Below are 15406 nucleotides of genomic sequence, written 5' to 3'. Positions count from 1 at the left end.
GAGTCTTTATAATGAAAGAACAAATTATTGAAATTTTACAAGATTTAACTGGTAGTGAAGAGGTAGCTAAGAATCTTGATGTTAACCTGTTTGATACGGGATTATTAGACTCGATGGCAACCGTTCAACTTTTATTAGAATTGCAATCTCAGTGTAACATTGATGTACCAGTTTCGGAATTTGAACGTAGTGAATGGGAAACTCCTAATAAGATAATTGCGAAAGTTGAATCTTTACAGGCATGAGCGTAAAAAAAAGATTATTTTTAATCTTTGGACCAATTGTTTGTGCTGCTTTGATTATTATCGGGTTCTTGTTTTCCCCATTCAGGCCAGATAAAATCTCCCAAAGCATAATCCAAAAAGCGGCATTGTCGCAATCAGCGCAAGTATTTAAAGGAATGGCGGTAAAAAAAGCAGCATTTAAGGAAAATTACGTGCCGTTCTTTGGTTCATCTGAACTTTCTAGAATTGATGCATTACATCCTTCTGTTCTAGCACAAAAATATCATCGCAGTTATCGTCCGTTTCTTTTGGGAACGGCTGGTACGCAATCAATTACTCAATTTTGGCAAATGCAAGGATTCGGGAATGAATTAAATCACAAAAAGGCGGTCTTTATTATATCTCCGCAGTGGTTTGTTAAAGGTGGGATTGATCCTGCGGCCTTCAATTATTTTTATCCACGTCCGGAAATTGTAAACTGGTTGTTGAAAGCAAAATCTACTGAAGAGGATCGATTTGCTGCTGAAAGATTATTGGCACTAAATCCCAAGGATTCGACTGATGTGATTGATGATAGTGTTTTAAGAATTGCGGCAGGGCAACATTTGACGAGCTTTCAGAAGATATATTTACATCTGGTGAAAAATGAACTTGATCGTGAAGATCAGCTCTTTTCGACAATTTCATTGAACAATCGAGAGAATCTAATTAAACAAAGAGAAAAGGAATTACCAAAAAAATATGATATAGTTAAATTGGATCGAGTTGGTTTTCAGTTAGGTGAAGCCAATACAACAAATAACCGGTTTGGAATTGATAATCATTTTTGGGACCATAAGATCAAACCAGTTTATAAGAGATTGGCACAAGAGCAAAAGCACTTTAGTTATATTAAATCAGTAGAATATTCTGATTTTCAACTTGTTTTAAATGAATTTGCTAAACATCATACGAATGTCTTGTTTATTATTCCACCAATTAATCAAAAATGGGCAAATTATACTGGATTGTCAATGGCAATGATTCAGAAATTTGATAAAAAAATTACTTACCAGCTTAATTCACAAGGATTTACGCATATTGCCAATTTGACAAATGAGGGGACTCAGCCTTACTTTATGCAAGATACGATACATCTTGGATGGAGAGGATGGTTGGCAGTCGATCAATATGTAAATCCTTTCTTAACAAAGAAACAAAGTAATCCGCATTATAAAATAAATAATTATTTTTATACGAAAAAATGGCAAAATATGTCATATTAATTTAGTCACGATGTGGAGTTTATTCAGGTAGTACACATATTTATATGTGATATGAAAATTATAGAAAAAGATCAGGTCAAAAATTATTTTGATCTGATCCTTTTTTGTAAAAAATTTTGTTAAGTTTAATTATTGAATAAAATGTAATGGTTCTTTTTCGGGAATAAGTGCCACATCAATAGGGTCAGAAATATCAATTTGGACAAGTAATATGACCTCACCTTTTTTTTGCTTGATTTCTTTTACGATACATTCGGATACAAAGCCACTTTGTAATTGAATTGTCTCTGCCAGAAAACCAGCTTCTAATAAAAAATCAGGATTGTCAATTGTTGTTGCGCGCAATTGAACTATTGGTCCATTTAATTCGAAAAATTGTTGTTTTTCGTTACTCTTAGTTCGCTTAAGGTCTCCCCATCCGGTTTCTGAAAAAAAAATAGGTAAGTCTTCATCTTTCGCGAGAAAAATTTCACGAGCAAGACGTTTTCCGGCCCAATATAATATATTATGATTATCTCCAATCAACTCAGGAATTAGAATATCACGCATAATTTCATACCCTAAAGTATTTACCAATTCCTTTTTTTGTGACAATTCTAGATATTTATTTGCGTCCATGATGATTCTCCTTTGATTCAATCTACTATTAATTATACATTGAATTAGTAGAAAAATGCGGAACTAATTTAAATTTAAATAATAACAAAGCTTTTGCTACAAAGTGATTTTATTTGTATAATTAGTTTATTGAAATTATGAATAATGGTGGGGAATCATGAAGAAAATATTGATTGCAACAAAAAATGAGGGAAAAGCACGTGAATTTAGAGCTTTTTTTGAGCCGAGAGACTTTAAAGTGGTGACGTTAAGTGAATTGGATGATATTCCGGAAATAATTGAGAGTGGAAAGACCTTTACTGAAAATGCGTTAATTAAAGCACAATCGTTAACTAATGCCCTACAAGCAACTGTAGTGGCAGATGATTCTGGCTTGATGGTGGATGCTCTTTTAGGAGAACCTGGGATATATTCAGCCAGATATGCAGGTGATCATGACGATGAAAAGAACAATGAGAAATTATTGCAGAAGTTGCTAACAGTTCCAAATGGAAAAAGGACGGCAACTTTTCATACGTCGCTAGTTGTTACGCGAGTAGATAAAGCTCCACTTATTGTAGAAGGTGAAGTTAGCGGAGAAATATTAAGAAAGTTACGCGGAAGAGATGGCTTTGGATATGATCCACTATTTTATTTGCCAAATTTAGGGAAGACTTTTGCAGAATTAACACCAGATGAAAAAAATGAAATCAGCCATCGTGGGCAAGCAATAAAGAAACTAGATGAAAAATTTGATGATTGGTGGATTGATGAATAATGAGTACGAAAATGTTAGTTGTGAGTGATAGTCATGGGGAACGTGAAATTTTGGCAGACCTTTTGGCAAAATATGCGAACAAAGTCGATGTATTATTTCATTGCGGTGATTCAGAACTAGAACCTGATGATGAACTTTTTAAAATTTTTCATGTAGTAAAAGGAAATTGTGATTTTGATTCTAGATTTTTAGAAAAGGAAGTTGTAAAGCTAGCAGGAGAAACAATTTTAGTGACACATGGACATCTATACGGTGTTTCAAGCGGGTTGAATTCAATTGGCTTGTTAGCAAAAGAGAATAATGCAGATTTTGCCTTTTTTGGACACACCCATCAGTTGGGAGCGGAAATGATTAATGGATGTCTATTTTTGAACCCAGGAAGCATAGGTTTCCCAAGAGGAAAATATAGTTACATTGGTGGAACCTATGCGATTATTGAAGCGGATGAAAAAAATATTAAAGTACAATTCTATAATCGTGATTTTGAGCCGATTCCTAGTTTGCAAGTTGATTACCAAAGAAGTTAAACTCATACAATGAATGTTCAATTACGAGAACTATATGTTCGATTACTAAGATGGAGCGTAACCACGGTTTTACTGATGATATCTCGGAAAGCTCTAGATAGTCAGTTAGTTGATATAGTAATAATTTTATGTGTCGGTTACTGTCTTATTCTTTTTGTATGCTGCTGCTATCTTCAATTTTTCTCAAAAAAATAGTATTGACTTATTTTGAAATGAATGTATAATAATAAGAGTATTTTGCCCGTTGGTCAAATTGGTTAAGACGTCGCCCTCTCAAGGCGGAGTTACGGGTTCGATCCCCGTACGGGTGATATGTTGTGGCAAAGTACATGTCCATCAGATTAGAAGATGGGCTATTATTTTTGTCAAGAACATCTTTCATACATATATTGACAATTAAATACATAAGTATTAGTATTTGATAGTTGGTTTTTAGTTATTGGGCATTCGCCAAATTGGTAAGGCAGCGGACTCTGAATCCGCAATGTACAGGTTCGAGCCCTGTATGCCCAATTATAGGTTAGTAAATGGTGGTAAATCTTCGTAAAACGTTGATTTACCACCATTTTTATTTTTTATGTTCGTAACGTTTCGTATGTTTTTACATCTTTATGTTGCATGGAATTGTCTCCAAGACGCCTTTATAGTAGTGACACTAGAGACTCATGCAACAAATCTAGGTTGCATAGAATCAAAATTAACAAAAGCAGTGAATTTTTCAGGTGTATTTTCTCGTTGCTGATCAGTTACAGAAGTATAAATATCTAGTGTAGTTTTAATATCACTGTGGCCAAGTTGTGCTTGTAACTCTTTAGGTGGCAGCAACCTTGAATAACTAGCGTTGCATAGGTATGTCTAAATCCGTGTACGGGGATGCGTTTTAAGTCATAGCTTTGTGTCACCCTGACTGCCCAAACACGAGGTTTATTAGGATTATGCATTGTGTTATTCTTTGAGGAGAAAACAAGCCGTTTTTTATTCAAAGAGTTAAATCCATACTGTAACAACTCTTTGCGCTGTAACCTTTGCCAATTCTTTAAAATATCAAGTGATTTTGAATCAATGAAAATAGTTCTATCACTAGCTGATGTTTTAGTTGATTGAATTACTAAATGATTATTGTAACCATTGGACTGTGTTTTATTGATTCTTATCTGTCCCGTTCTAAAATCGACGTCGGACCAAGTTAAGGCGAGAGCTCCCCCCCTTACGCATACCAGTAAATGCAAGTAGCCTAAAGAAGGTATATCCTTGATAATTATCTGAATCATACAAACACTCTAAAAATCTCTTTAATTCTTCACGAGTGTAGTACATGTCTTTGTCATTTCTTGTTTTTACCTTTTGATGTCTGGCACTAGGTTTTATAACCGCTTTAGTGGGGTCATCAGTAAGCAGCTTTAAACGCACAGCATATTCAAAAATATTTTTGATATTGTTGAAGAACCGTTTGTAGTTCTTTAAAGGCTTGTTGAACCAATTATTAACGATTTACTGGCGACAAGTGATTTATTTTAGAGAGAACTTGCTGTTAGACATCAACTCCCTTCTAAGTACAAATAAAGGGTGTAGTTGCCCTGTATAAACAGTGAGACATATCTTTTACTTTGGCGAGTGGGGGATGTTTTTTTGAAAAAAAGAATTGAAGCAATTGATTATAAATGATTGACTATAAATATTGGAATGCGTTAGAATATACACAAGATAACTTGAGAAGGAATAACACTGGGTCCCATAATGGGGTAGGTACTATTACAGATAGTATTGAGCAATCCTATGTGCCTGGGGTTATCTTTTTTTGTTGCTCCGTAAACTCTCAACAAACTTTGATGGATTTTGTTTTATTTCAGAAACAATGAAGTCTATGAATTGTTGGGAGTATGTATAGATTTGTTGATTGCCAATGACATGTTCATAGGCATACAGTTCATTTTTCTTAATACTATAAAAATCAATAACTAGTTTTAAAATATACTGATTAAAACCTTTTGAATAATCAAGTTTAATATTTTTATTATTTAAACGAATATTTACTGCAGTTATTACGCTGTTGTATGAGTATTTATGTGTATTTGATGGGTCTTTTAATTCTTTAACTAAGGATACTTGATTATCAGATGCCATATCTACCTTTACTGTAAAATCAGCATCACTTTTCTTCTTGGTTATATATAGATTCTGTTTTATATTAATTGAAAATTTATCAGAGTCAAACTCATGGCTGAGAACATCAATCTCATTAGCTTGTTTAATAAATTTTTCGGCAATTTCAGGACTATATTTTAATTTGATTTCTTCATTAGAAAGAGGCGCATAGTTAGCTGAAACAGTTAAAAAATTTTGTGGGATATATTTAGTAATGTCCACTTTATGGAACTTATTAATCTCACTAATAAAATTTAATACACAGGCTTGAAAAAGAGGTGCATACTTCACTTCATAATCTTCTGTAATATAATGAGTACTTATATTTCTAAGATCAATAATTTTTTCAAGATTCAAGCGTATACGGGTATTTTTATCTGTATATATTTTGTTAACTACACCAGAAGCACTTAATGTACGGCTAGGATCATTTTTAAAATAAATACTCTCATTACGATTAAGTAGTTCAGCCTTCAGCATTAATTCCCATGCATTAATTACGAAAAAAGAAAATCCTTCGATACGGTAATGAATGGTTGGTTTATTATAAATTTCGATGCCCATTATAAATGCTTCGATGCTCTTGTCAATAAGCCGCTTTGATAAGTTCTCCATAATATAATTATCTCCAGTAATTTTTTCAGCTTTTAAGGTCATCAGTTTTGGACGTAGTAATTAAAACAACAACATTATTAGTATTATTATGATGATTGGAATAGTACAACCCAAAATCATAGAATTACCAAAACTTTGCACCGAGTCTCCAGCTATAGAAATTTTATTGCTAGTCTCAATTATTTTTTCCGAAGTAGTCTTAGGGTGTTTTTCTCCAGGATAGAAGATTTCAAGACCACAGGTTAAGCAGTTTCTTTTTCCTGAAAGCTTTTCTTTACAATTTGGGCAGAAATAGTCAATATGTTTCTCATTAATGTCTTCATATCCGATTTGAGAATATCCTGTTGGAATAGCGGGACGTTCATAAATTGATAGGCTAAATAAAATTGGCTCTCTGAAACTTTTGACGACTTCAGAGCCATCATCATTTACAATAACTTTTTTGTATTTTCCGCCCATCATTACAATCTCACATTTAATGTCAGAACCTTCTAATAAGTTATCAATTTTCAATGTAAGTGATTGCGGAACTGATCCAATTGTAAAAAAATTTTCTATACCTTCAATTGAAATGACGATGCTATAATGGTCATCTTGTTTGGATAATTTTATATCAGATATCGTGTTAATTTGATATTTGTCTAACTGATATATTTTTTCATCATAGTATTCTTCTTTTATTTCAGAATTGCTCAAGCCATCAAATAGAAAATCTTTACCGTTGTATTCAACCACTTCTTTTATAAGTTTATTTGTATCAATTTTATGTTTTTCGGTATCTTTAATATTGAATTGCAACAACTTTTTCATAAAACCCCCCCAAATTAAGTAAATAATACCATGGAAAATAAATTTTGAAATATAATATATGTAAAAAATAAAAAATTTGAAAATAAGGTTGGATGAAAAAAAGCCCTAATCTTGACTTCGCATTGATTCAAGAAATTAAGGCCTGTTTATGTCTCTATACTTTTGTTGAAGATTGAATTACAAAAGTTGTAATTTAAATATACGATTGGTAAAGTTTTTTTATGTAAGTATTTAATCAGAACTGATTTGTTATAGTTGTTGTTAATCTTAAACTAGAAATTAAGATAATTGAATAAAGTAATTATCAATTAAAATTTTGAGCAAACATAATCATGTATTATGATATGAAACTCTATAAGTTTGTTGTACTCATCAGTAACAGGTGAATATTCAAAATAACTTCCGATGCTGCCAAGAAAATTCAAAATACTTGTAAGTTTTGAAAATTCGCTCTCTACAATATAAACATCAGTAGAGTCATTGTCCTTTAAAATATGTAATTGTTCCAATGTAGTTAATTGAAACAGCAATTTTGCTCTTTTTTCGTTAGTCAAGTTGTACTCTCCCTTACAAATAAAATAACACTAACATTTGTTGTACTGCATTATTATACTGCTAAACAAGCCGAAGATAGTAATAGATAAATTTAAACAGCAATTATGTTCTAATTGCACAAAAAAGAGTAGTATTAAGAAATAGGATTCTAAAAGTCAAATACTTTTTGAGAAAAGAAAACCTCTTAAATAATAGCTCGAAAATATAGATTGCGTTTTTAAAGTAAATGTTAGAGAAGCAGGAATTTGTTAAGAGGTCAATTATTGGAATTATTTCTGCTACCGCAGTGGTATTGCTTATGGTAATGAGTTAAGTAACGGTATAAAGAAAAATTTTTAAAGGATTAACTTATTTTAAAATCAGCTCAGTAATATTGAAAGGAGCTATAAAATGGATTTCAAAATATTAAATGAACAAAATAGCGAACCTTTACAGCTAAAAAATGAACCATTTAAGATATTTGGAGAGCTTATTGTCAGCAGAGATTTGAATGGATGGAATTACGAAGTTAAAGAATATGAGTTACAAAATATTTTTGAGCAAACTTTTCCTGATGAAAATTATGAACTAAGCAAGATTAATAAGAAGGGATTTGCGATTGGTGTATTTGAAGAAAATGTAATTGTTGGGTTAGCAATTTTTGAATACAACTGGAATAAAATGCTATATTTGCTAGATTTAAAAGTTTGTAAAAAATATCGTAGAAAAAATGTTGCACGACAATTATTAAAAAAAGTGGAAACTATTGCTAAGAAAAAGGGTTATCACGGATTATGGACGATTGGTCAAAATAATAATTTAGGTGCCTGCTTGTTTTATCTGAATTATGGATTTGAAATCGGTGGACTTAACACGATGGTCTATGAGCAAACCTCCCAAAAAGGAAAGCAGGATATTTATTTCTATTATAATTTTAAAAAGGAGAATATATAAACACAATGGTTAATTTAAAATCAGCACGTGAAATCGAAGGAATGGCCAAGTCAGGTGCAATTCTTGCTGATACACATAAAAAATTAAAAGAAAAGTTGCACGTGGGGATGGACTGTTGGGAAATTGAAGAATTTGTTGATCAATATATTCAGTCCCAAGATGCGACTGCTTCAGAAAAAGGTGTAGATGGCTACAAATATGCAACTTGCATTAGTATAAATGATGAAGTCGCCCACGCAATTCCACGTAAAGGACTTAAGCTACAAAATAGCGATGTAGTGACCGTAGATTTTTGCGTAAATTGGCATGGCTATCAAAGTGATTCTGCTTGGACTTATGTAATTGGAGAGAGTACTCCGAAAATTAATAAATTATTGCATGTTGCAAAGAAAAGTTTGTATCTAGGAATTGAGCAAGCACAAGTTGGTAACAGAGTGGGTGATATTGGACACGCAATCCAAGAGTACGTAGAAGTACAAAATCATATGGGGGATGTTAAAGATTTAATTGGACATGGCATAGGGCCTTCAGTTCATGAAGATGGACCAGATATATTGCATTATGGTCGCCCACATAAGGGAACACGATTACGTGAGGGAATGGTGATTACAATTGAGCCAATGGTTAATGCAGGTGGTGATTGGAGAATTGCTGATCGCTATGATGTCAAAGATGATTGGATATCTTTTGTAACAGCTGATCATAGCTTGTCAGCCCAATTTGAACACACAGTGGCAATTACTAAGGATGGGCCAAAGATATTAACTTCGCAAGATCCTACAGGTGATAGTAAATATTTGTTGTAGACAAGTTTAGCTCATAAGAAAAATAAAAAAAGCACCTATGAAAAAGTTAGAAACAATGTCATTTTAGGGTGCTTAAAATATAGTTTTATTACCAGCTTGCTTTTTTTATACCCGGTATTTGGCCATTATGTGCAAGGGTTCTAAAGTTAATTCTGGAAACTCCAAATTTACGCATATATGCATGTGGGCGGCCATCAAGTCTATCACGATTATGCAATCGTGTAGGTGATGCATTTCTTGGAAGTTGACTTAGTCCTTCATAATCATGGTTAGCAAGCAGTGTAGCTCGTTGTTTTGCATAATGCATAACAGTTTTTTGAAGTTTTAATTCTTTTTGAATTTTTGATTTTTTTGCCATAGTGTAGCTTCCTTTCGTATAAATAGTAATTAATACTATTTAATTAAGTATAAGGATTTTTTTTGTTTTGTAAAGTTTTGATTTTTATTATTATTAATAACAAGTATAAAAGCACATTAAAAAGGAGACATAACTTGTGGCTAATTATATTCAAATGATTAGAAATTTTGTTGGACATACACCAATTATCTTAAATGCGGCCGGTGGTGTTATTTTAAATGAGAGAAAAGAAGTTTTATTAAATCTTCGGGTAGATTCTAATGATTGGAGTTTACCGGGGGGATATTTGGAATTTGGAGAAACTTTTGCGCAGGCCTGTGTACGCGAAGTTAAAGAAGATAGCGGGTTAGATGTTTCAATTATTTCTCTTTTAGGAACATTTGATAATGATTTAACGGAATACCCTAATGGAGATGTAGCACAGGTTATTTCACAGTTATTTTTGGTTAAACAAATTGGTGGAAAGTTATTAGAAGAAAGAAGTGAAGAAACACTTGATTTGAAATACTTTGCTTTGGATAAATTACCACCCTTGTTCAATCAGCAAAATAAAGAAATGCTACTTGTATGTTAAGCAGCAAATTGCTGCGGGCAAAATTTTAGTTTAATTAGAATACGTTATCGGTTAGAAAAAGTTAAGCTAAAGGGGTTGACTTTAGTGTAAAATAAAAAGCTCTAGCATTAATTGATTGTTGTCAATTAGTACTGGGGCTAATAAGTTTTTGAATCTGTATAGAATGTGGATATATCTATATTTTTTAGAAATTAATATGATCCGTTCGTTATAGTCGAATAGATAAGTACGAGAGTGCCAATATATAAGGCAAATACGACGATTGCTATAATAAATTGGACGAGACCAGCAAGGTTCCAAGTTTTTTGCACAGCTTTAAAAGTTGCAATATCTTCGTAATTGCCTTTTTGCCATGCCCATTCATTTCCTTTGAAACCACAAACAAAAATCCAAATAATATTAAAAATTGGAATCAGACATAAAAGTGGTAAGTAGGTTTTATTCCCAATTCCCCAAAAAATATTATACATAAATGCTCCCCAGTTCCAACCCTTGATTTCAGGTGGTACAGTATTTTCGTATTCTTGCATAAAAATTATCCCCCTAGTAAAGTATGTTCTAGCTTTTAGTGTCTTCAATTAATTGGACATAAGTTTAGTTGTAAAATAAAGAAATCATTATAGTTCCCAGGGCTTTTTTATAAAAGCTAAGAGCAAGGTGATTATATTAATTATCCAATTAATTACTTTCAAGATGATTTTTATAATTTGCTTCATTAAAACTATTCCCCTTTTATTAAAATATTACAATAGTTTTATGAAGATGTATACCTTAATAAAAAAGTATCAAATTTTTACAGTGAAACATAAAAGCATTAAATTTTTTTAGAGGAAAAGAAGAGGTTTTTGTTATCAATTTTTTTCGAAGAAGTTAATTATAAAAAAAACCAAATCAAAAAAATAATTTGATTCAGTCTTTATTATCGAATTTTGCTATTTTAAAATTGCTAAAAGTGAATTAGTGAAGTGATTATATGATAGTGTGGTTTCAAGTCACGGTTATTTGATATTGAATTTTATGATTCTTTCCAATTGCTAGTTTGCTTTTACAGTAGAGTCTTTTTGACCGAAGTACCAAAGATAAATACCATATAATGAATTTATTAACATGATAATTTGAAGAACAAACATTGAACTAGATGCAGGACTAACAATTTTTAATTGGTTAAACCAAATGATTACATTTACTATATCTAAAGTAATCCAAGCAATCCATTGAGAACGATAGCCATAAGTCATTAAGACTTGACCGACAATACCAAGAGGTAAAAGGGTAGCATCAAGATAAATCTGGGTGCCATTTAATCTTTTACTAAAAAATAGTACGATAAAATAAATGATGAAGGTCACGATTAACCAGAATAGGCCACTCAACCATGTAAAACTGCGAGAAGTTAATTCATTTTTTGTCGATTGTTTGTTGATTTGATTGTGCCAAACATAAAGCCCAACAAATTGCATCACTAGGTAAAATGATTGTGATGCAATGTCGCCAATTAGGCGATTATTGATGGCAATTATCAACCAAACAACACATCCTAGAACACCCCAACTATAATTCGTTAATCTGCCTTGATCAACAAGAATCAAGTTCAACACGACAGCAATTCCAGTTATGAGACCAATCCAGCCAGAAAAAGTGAAATCATTACCAAAAATAAAAGAAGCAACTGTTGCAACTAGCATGATGGACATCATAACTTTAGTTGTTTTACGTAATGTTTTAAGCTCCAAGACGTTTCTTTGTAAATTAAAAACTTGAAAGAGTGCTTCGCTAAAGTTGTGGGAAAAACTTTCGTGTGATGAAGATGGCTGATTATTAGGTTCCTTATAAAAATTTGAAACATTTTTCATAATTAAAAATCTCCTTAGTTGTTTTTAGACAGCCGTGTTCGGACGCAACGCTGTTTAATCATACAATCACTGTAAGAGATTTTACCCCTGTCTTGACACATAGTCAAATTTTTAATTAACTGTTTGAGTTTTGTCGTTGGTTAACTGTAACTAAATATTTTTTTTGTGAATTTTTTCATTTTGTACAACTTTATTTATTTCTAAAATATTATAAAATGAGTATATAAAATGAATTGGCAGTCATTAATACAAATTAATTTTTTCACAACCAATTTGTTTTTATAGTAGACCTATAACATTCCCTATAGGTCTATTTTTTTGAATTTAATTCAAATATAAAAAAGTTCAAGCCTTAACTGATGAAAATCAGTTAAGACTTGAACTAATATTACATAAATACAATTTGCTTTATTCGTTAATCATTTCGAATTCTTCAATTGGTATGTGATAATATTAAAATCATTTTTAATTTGAGTTGATTTACTATTATTAAGCTTTTTTTGTTTTTGATAAAAACTCAGGGGTGACAATGAATTGAAATTACTTACACTGCCACGCATGTAGGGTGTATTAACTTGTCTTGTTTTGCTGGGTTTCATTTTCGTCGTAAGATTAACAGTTTGCAAAGTCCCTAATTGCCGAACTTCTTTTTTACTATATGTAATTTGGGTAGTCGTGTTCGAACGACAAACTAAAGAGAGACTGAACAATAAAAAGGTAAGCGAAATTATACAAATCACCAATGGTCCCCATGAAGTCTTTTTTAGGTAAGCAGTAATAAAAAAAATAATTAGACAGAAAAAGATAGTAATTACAAGTGTGAACAATAATAAAGCTAACATTCTAGCCTCCTATAGCAATAATTCTTAATAGATTCATCTGATTAAACTATAACATTTTTAACACAAATATTCAATTTTAGGTCGCATAGCTACGTTAAAAAACTACGAAAAGAAAGGAGGAATGCTTGTAACAAAATTAGTTAAGTTCTGTTTGATTAGTGAATTAGGACTTGATCCAGGTAATCCATTTGGAATTGGCAAATTTAAGTTTTTGTAATAGTTATGCCATTCGGGTAAAATTGTGTTTTTTGATCCAAAAGTCATAGGCGTTTGTATGAAAATATCAGAAAAGAGTGCACAAATAAATTCGGAACAATAATAGCCAGGCTGTTCCGCAATAAAACTATCGTTGTATGGATTACCTAATAATTTTTTTGCATGTCGTATTACGTTTTTAAAGTCAATTTTTTCTTTTTTTAAACGATAAACATCAACATTGTCATTTTCTTTTAAGAATTCAATTAATGGCTGTCTAATGCATCCTTTTTTTGGAACGGCATGAAGCACAAATAATTCTGATAATTTCTTTTCCAATATTGCGACATGCGTATAGTTTCTAGTTAAGTTTTCTTTAGTTGAAAATTCAGCTGTACTTTGGGCGATTACTTGTGAGAATTGCTCATCATTACAATGTACAAATAACAAATCGCCGTTTTTCAATATTGAAGTAAAATGATTATTCATCTTAAAGAGGATACCCCCTCCACAGTAGTTTAATTAGTCAAATTCCTGGTTTACCATTGGTTTAATATCAGAAAGCAATACATCATTGTACTTAAACCAAGCAAATCCATTTCTATCTTTTCCACTTTCGTTTTCTGGTAACTTATGATAATAATCATAACAGCAAATTGCAGCACGTGAAAGGGAGTGCTTTTTGCCACACCGGCATAAAACATGATTTTTTTCGTCTAGAACGGTGACAACTAATTTTGGACTCTCTTTGAAAACGAGTCTGGCTCCAGCAGGAATACTTAGATATTTAAATGTCCGATTAGGCCTAGTTCCAATTTTGCGTGTGACAACTTTGTATTTTTTTCCAGTTATTTTAGAATTATAGATTTCGGGTCTAATCATCTCTGCAGTAGGGTCATTAAATGTTAAAAGCGAAAAGGCACTTTTAACTTGATTATATGTTGCTTTGAAATATTCTTTTGAAGAGCTTTCCCTTTTATCAGAAAGCGTCTTATGTAAAATACGTTCTGCTTTTTTGTAATTTTTGATGTACACTGCAAAAAGGAGAAGTGTCGGTTTACCATCTGGAATACCAGTGCTATTGAATTGAAAAAGTCGGTGTTCAAGATTTTTTGTTTGTCCGATTTTTATATATCCGGAAAATGATTTATTTTCTAGTGCATATATGTAGCCCCGTTCATTGTCAGTTTCATTCATTTTTTTCACAATCCTTTGTGTTTGAAATCAAATGGATACTAACCACCCAAAAATGTTGGTTAGAATTGTATGTATGTGTTTTCTTTTTTCAACTTTAAATTAATTATAACATGATAAATATGAAAAACAGATTAGACTGTTAGCAAAGATTTTGTTAAGATACTAATATAATTTTTAATTTTGAAAGGTCAAACATAAATGGTTAGTTACGATAAATTCAAAAGTCTTACGGATAAACAAAAAGAAGAAATAAAATGTCTAGTTGATGAAGTACACAAGTTTGATAATACAAAAAAAGATCCATATCTTAGTAATCAGTTCAACTATTACCCTGACATGCCAGCATTTATAGTTGCTAGAGAAAATGAAAAGATGATTGGCTTTTTGATGCTCTATGCAGATGGAGAACCAAATGAATCAGTCGATGTTTTCTTAATAGTTTCACCGAAGATGCGGAAACAAGGAATTGGAACAAAATTGTGGCAAATTGGAAGAGCTATTTTACGTGAATATGGATATAAGCAATGGGAGTTTATTTCTGAGGGTGGATTTTTAGATGCTAATCCACTTTTTTTAAATAAACTCTGTTTGTTAGCGGATCCTGAACCTGAATATCAAATGAGGTTGAGTCAAAAAAGTCAGAGACTTGAAAAAATACAAAAAGACTTGAAAATTAGGTCACTTGAAAAAAGTGATATCTTAGCGATTGTTCCGATTTATATTGAAGCATTTCCGGATTCGTCAGCAAAAGAAGCACAGACGTATTTAACAATGGGATTAGCAGATAAAAATAATAGGAATTTTGTATTGCTTTTTAAAGATTCAGCTGTTGGTTGTTGCTCAATTGATATAAGTTCGAAAGAAGAATATTATTTATACGGGCTTTTTATTGCGAAAAATTTTCGTAACAAAGGATTTGCGAGGACTTTTATTACAGCAATTGTTGAATATTTTGAAGAAAGCAAGGAAAGTCAAAAGACTTTTGTTTTAGCTGTGGATGGATCAAATACAGCAGCGTTTCATTTGTATAAAAAATTAGGCTTCGAGATAGAATCAAAAGTTTATTATTTGTCTGAAGTAAATTAATCATAATAGGCGAGAAAGAGTTTTTGCTTTTTTTAGAATTTGGTTC

Annotated in this window: 18 protein-coding genes and 2 tRNA genes; 10 read left to right on the top strand and 10 right to left on the bottom strand. The window is 31.7% G+C overall.

The window, feature by feature from the left end; translation table 11 throughout:
- Positions 1 to 11: 11 nt before the first annotated feature.
- Positions 12 to 245: a D-alanine--poly(phosphoribitol) ligase subunit DltC gene (gene dltC / locus FC80_RS06830; protein WP_057829397.1), complete on the top strand. Its 234-nt coding sequence runs from the start codon at positions 12 to 14 to the stop codon at positions 243 to 245.
- Positions 242 to 1489 (top strand): D-alanyl-lipoteichoic acid biosynthesis protein DltD, encoded by a 1248-nt coding sequence (gene dltD / locus FC80_RS06825; RefSeq protein ID WP_057829396.1) that lies wholly within the window; start codon positions 242 to 244, stop codon positions 1487 to 1489. Before dltC ends, dltD begins: the two co-directional genes overlap by 4 nt.
- Before the next feature lie 129 nt (positions 1490 to 1618).
- On the opposite strand, the gene FC80_RS06820 is transcribed toward dltD, so the two are convergent.
- Positions 1619 to 2107, bottom strand: coding sequence for a YslB family protein (locus FC80_RS06820; protein ID WP_057829395.1), 489 nt, complete (start codon positions 2105 to 2107; stop codon positions 1619 to 1621).
- A 157-nt stretch (positions 2108 to 2264) separates the two neighbouring features.
- Here FC80_RS06820 and FC80_RS06815 point away from each other — a divergent pair, with 157 nt between their 5' ends.
- The 4 genes from FC80_RS06815 (at position 2265) to FC80_RS06800 (ending at position 3904) form a co-directional block, all read left to right on the top strand.
- A complete protein-coding gene (locus FC80_RS06815) occupies positions 2265 to 2864 on the top strand; it encodes an XTP/dITP diphosphatase (RefSeq protein ID WP_057829394.1) in 600 nt (199 codons plus the stop codon).
- Positions 2864 to 3391 (top strand): metallophosphoesterase, encoded by a 528-nt coding sequence (locus FC80_RS06810; RefSeq protein ID WP_057829393.1) that lies wholly within the window; start codon positions 2864 to 2866, stop codon positions 3389 to 3391. Before FC80_RS06815 ends, FC80_RS06810 begins: the two co-directional genes overlap by 1 nt.
- A 238-nt stretch (positions 3392 to 3629) precedes the next feature.
- A tRNA-Glu gene (locus FC80_RS06805) sits at positions 3630 to 3702 on the top strand.
- Positions 3703 to 3831: 129 nt separating this feature from the next.
- Positions 3832 to 3904: transfer RNA gene (locus tag FC80_RS06800), tRNA-Gln, on the top strand.
- Positions 3905 to 4054: 150 nt separating this feature from the next.
- Here FC80_RS06800 and FC80_RS09685 read toward each other — a convergent pair.
- The 4 genes from FC80_RS09685 to FC80_RS06780 all read right to left on the bottom strand — a co-directional run bounded on the left by FC80_RS09685 (position 4055) and on the right by FC80_RS06780 (position 7515).
- Positions 4055 to 4216 carry a hypothetical protein gene (locus FC80_RS09685; RefSeq protein ID WP_235807262.1) on the bottom strand — a complete coding sequence of 54 codons (162 nt, stop codon included), beginning with the start codon at positions 4214 to 4216 and terminating at the stop codon, positions 4055 to 4057.
- A 963-nt stretch (positions 4217 to 5179) separates the two neighbouring features.
- The gene (locus FC80_RS06790; RefSeq protein WP_057829391.1) at positions 5180 to 6151 is read right to left on the bottom strand and encodes a DUF3644 domain-containing protein; all 972 of its coding nucleotides are present in this window, start codon (positions 6149 to 6151) and stop codon (positions 5180 to 5182) included.
- A 60-nt stretch (positions 6152 to 6211) separates the two neighbouring features.
- Positions 6212 to 6961: a hypothetical protein gene (locus FC80_RS06785; protein WP_057829390.1), complete on the bottom strand. Its 750-nt coding sequence runs from the start codon at positions 6959 to 6961 to the stop codon at positions 6212 to 6214.
- 308 nt (positions 6962 to 7269) lie between these two features.
- Complete coding sequence (locus tag FC80_RS06780; protein ID WP_057829389.1) at positions 7270 to 7515, bottom strand: hypothetical protein; 246 nt, start codon at positions 7513 to 7515, stop codon at positions 7270 to 7272.
- 391 nt (positions 7516 to 7906) lie between these two features.
- On the opposite strand from FC80_RS06780, the gene FC80_RS06775 reads away from it, so the two are divergent.
- Positions 7907 to 8449, top strand: coding sequence for a GNAT family N-acetyltransferase (locus FC80_RS06775; RefSeq protein WP_057829388.1), 543 nt, complete (start codon positions 7907 to 7909; stop codon positions 8447 to 8449).
- A gap of 5 nt (positions 8450 to 8454) precedes the next feature.
- Positions 8455 to 9255 carry a type I methionyl aminopeptidase gene (gene map, locus FC80_RS06770; RefSeq protein WP_057829387.1) on the top strand — a complete coding sequence of 267 codons (801 nt, stop codon included), beginning with the start codon at positions 8455 to 8457 and terminating at the stop codon, positions 9253 to 9255.
- A gap of 88 nt (positions 9256 to 9343) precedes the next feature.
- On the opposite strand, the gene rpsN is transcribed toward map, so the two are convergent.
- Positions 9344 to 9613: a 30S ribosomal protein S14 gene (rpsN, locus tag FC80_RS06765; RefSeq protein WP_057829386.1), complete on the bottom strand. Its 270-nt coding sequence runs from the start codon at positions 9611 to 9613 to the stop codon at positions 9344 to 9346.
- A 136-nt stretch (positions 9614 to 9749) separates the two neighbouring features.
- Here rpsN and FC80_RS06760 point away from each other — a divergent pair, with 136 nt between their 5' ends.
- On the top strand, positions 9750 to 10187 hold the full coding sequence (locus FC80_RS06760; RefSeq protein ID WP_157055599.1) for an NUDIX hydrolase: 438 nt from the start codon (positions 9750 to 9752) through the stop codon (positions 10185 to 10187).
- Positions 10188 to 10378: 191 nt separating this feature from the next.
- On the opposite strand, the gene FC80_RS06755 is transcribed toward FC80_RS06760, so the two are convergent.
- From FC80_RS06755 to FC80_RS06735, 4 genes are all read right to left on the bottom strand, one after another.
- Entirely contained in the window at positions 10379 to 10717 is a 339-nt protein-coding gene (locus FC80_RS06755; protein ID WP_057829385.1) for a hypothetical protein, read from the bottom strand.
- Positions 10718 to 11221: 504 nt separating this feature from the next.
- The gene (gene pnuC, locus FC80_RS06750) at positions 11222 to 12040 is read right to left on the bottom strand and encodes a nicotinamide riboside transporter PnuC (RefSeq protein WP_057829384.1); all 819 of its coding nucleotides are present in this window, start codon (positions 12038 to 12040) and stop codon (positions 11222 to 11224) included.
- Between the two features lie 944 nt (positions 12041 to 12984).
- Positions 12985 to 13566 (bottom strand): YiiX/YebB-like N1pC/P60 family cysteine hydrolase, encoded by a 582-nt coding sequence (locus FC80_RS06740; protein WP_057829382.1) that lies wholly within the window; start codon positions 13564 to 13566, stop codon positions 12985 to 12987.
- 33 nt (positions 13567 to 13599) lie between these two features.
- Positions 13600 to 14274, bottom strand: a complete 675-nt coding sequence (locus FC80_RS06735; protein ID WP_057829610.1) for a GIY-YIG nuclease family protein — start codon at positions 14272 to 14274, stop codon at positions 13600 to 13602.
- A gap of 198 nt (positions 14275 to 14472) precedes the next feature.
- Between FC80_RS06735 and FC80_RS06730 the strand changes: the two genes are divergently transcribed.
- Positions 14473 to 15360, top strand: a complete 888-nt coding sequence (locus tag FC80_RS06730) for a GNAT family N-acetyltransferase (RefSeq protein WP_057829381.1) — start codon at positions 14473 to 14475, stop codon at positions 15358 to 15360.
- The last annotated feature ends 46 nt before the right edge of the window (positions 15361 to 15406 follow it).

Source organism: Liquorilactobacillus cacaonum DSM 21116 (assembly GCF_001436735.1).
GTDB classification, from domain to species: Bacteria; Bacillota; Bacilli; order Lactobacillales; family Lactobacillaceae; genus Liquorilactobacillus; species Liquorilactobacillus cacaonum.
Note: the sequence above shows the minus strand (reverse complement) of the source record. Positions and strands in the feature narration are given on the sequence as shown.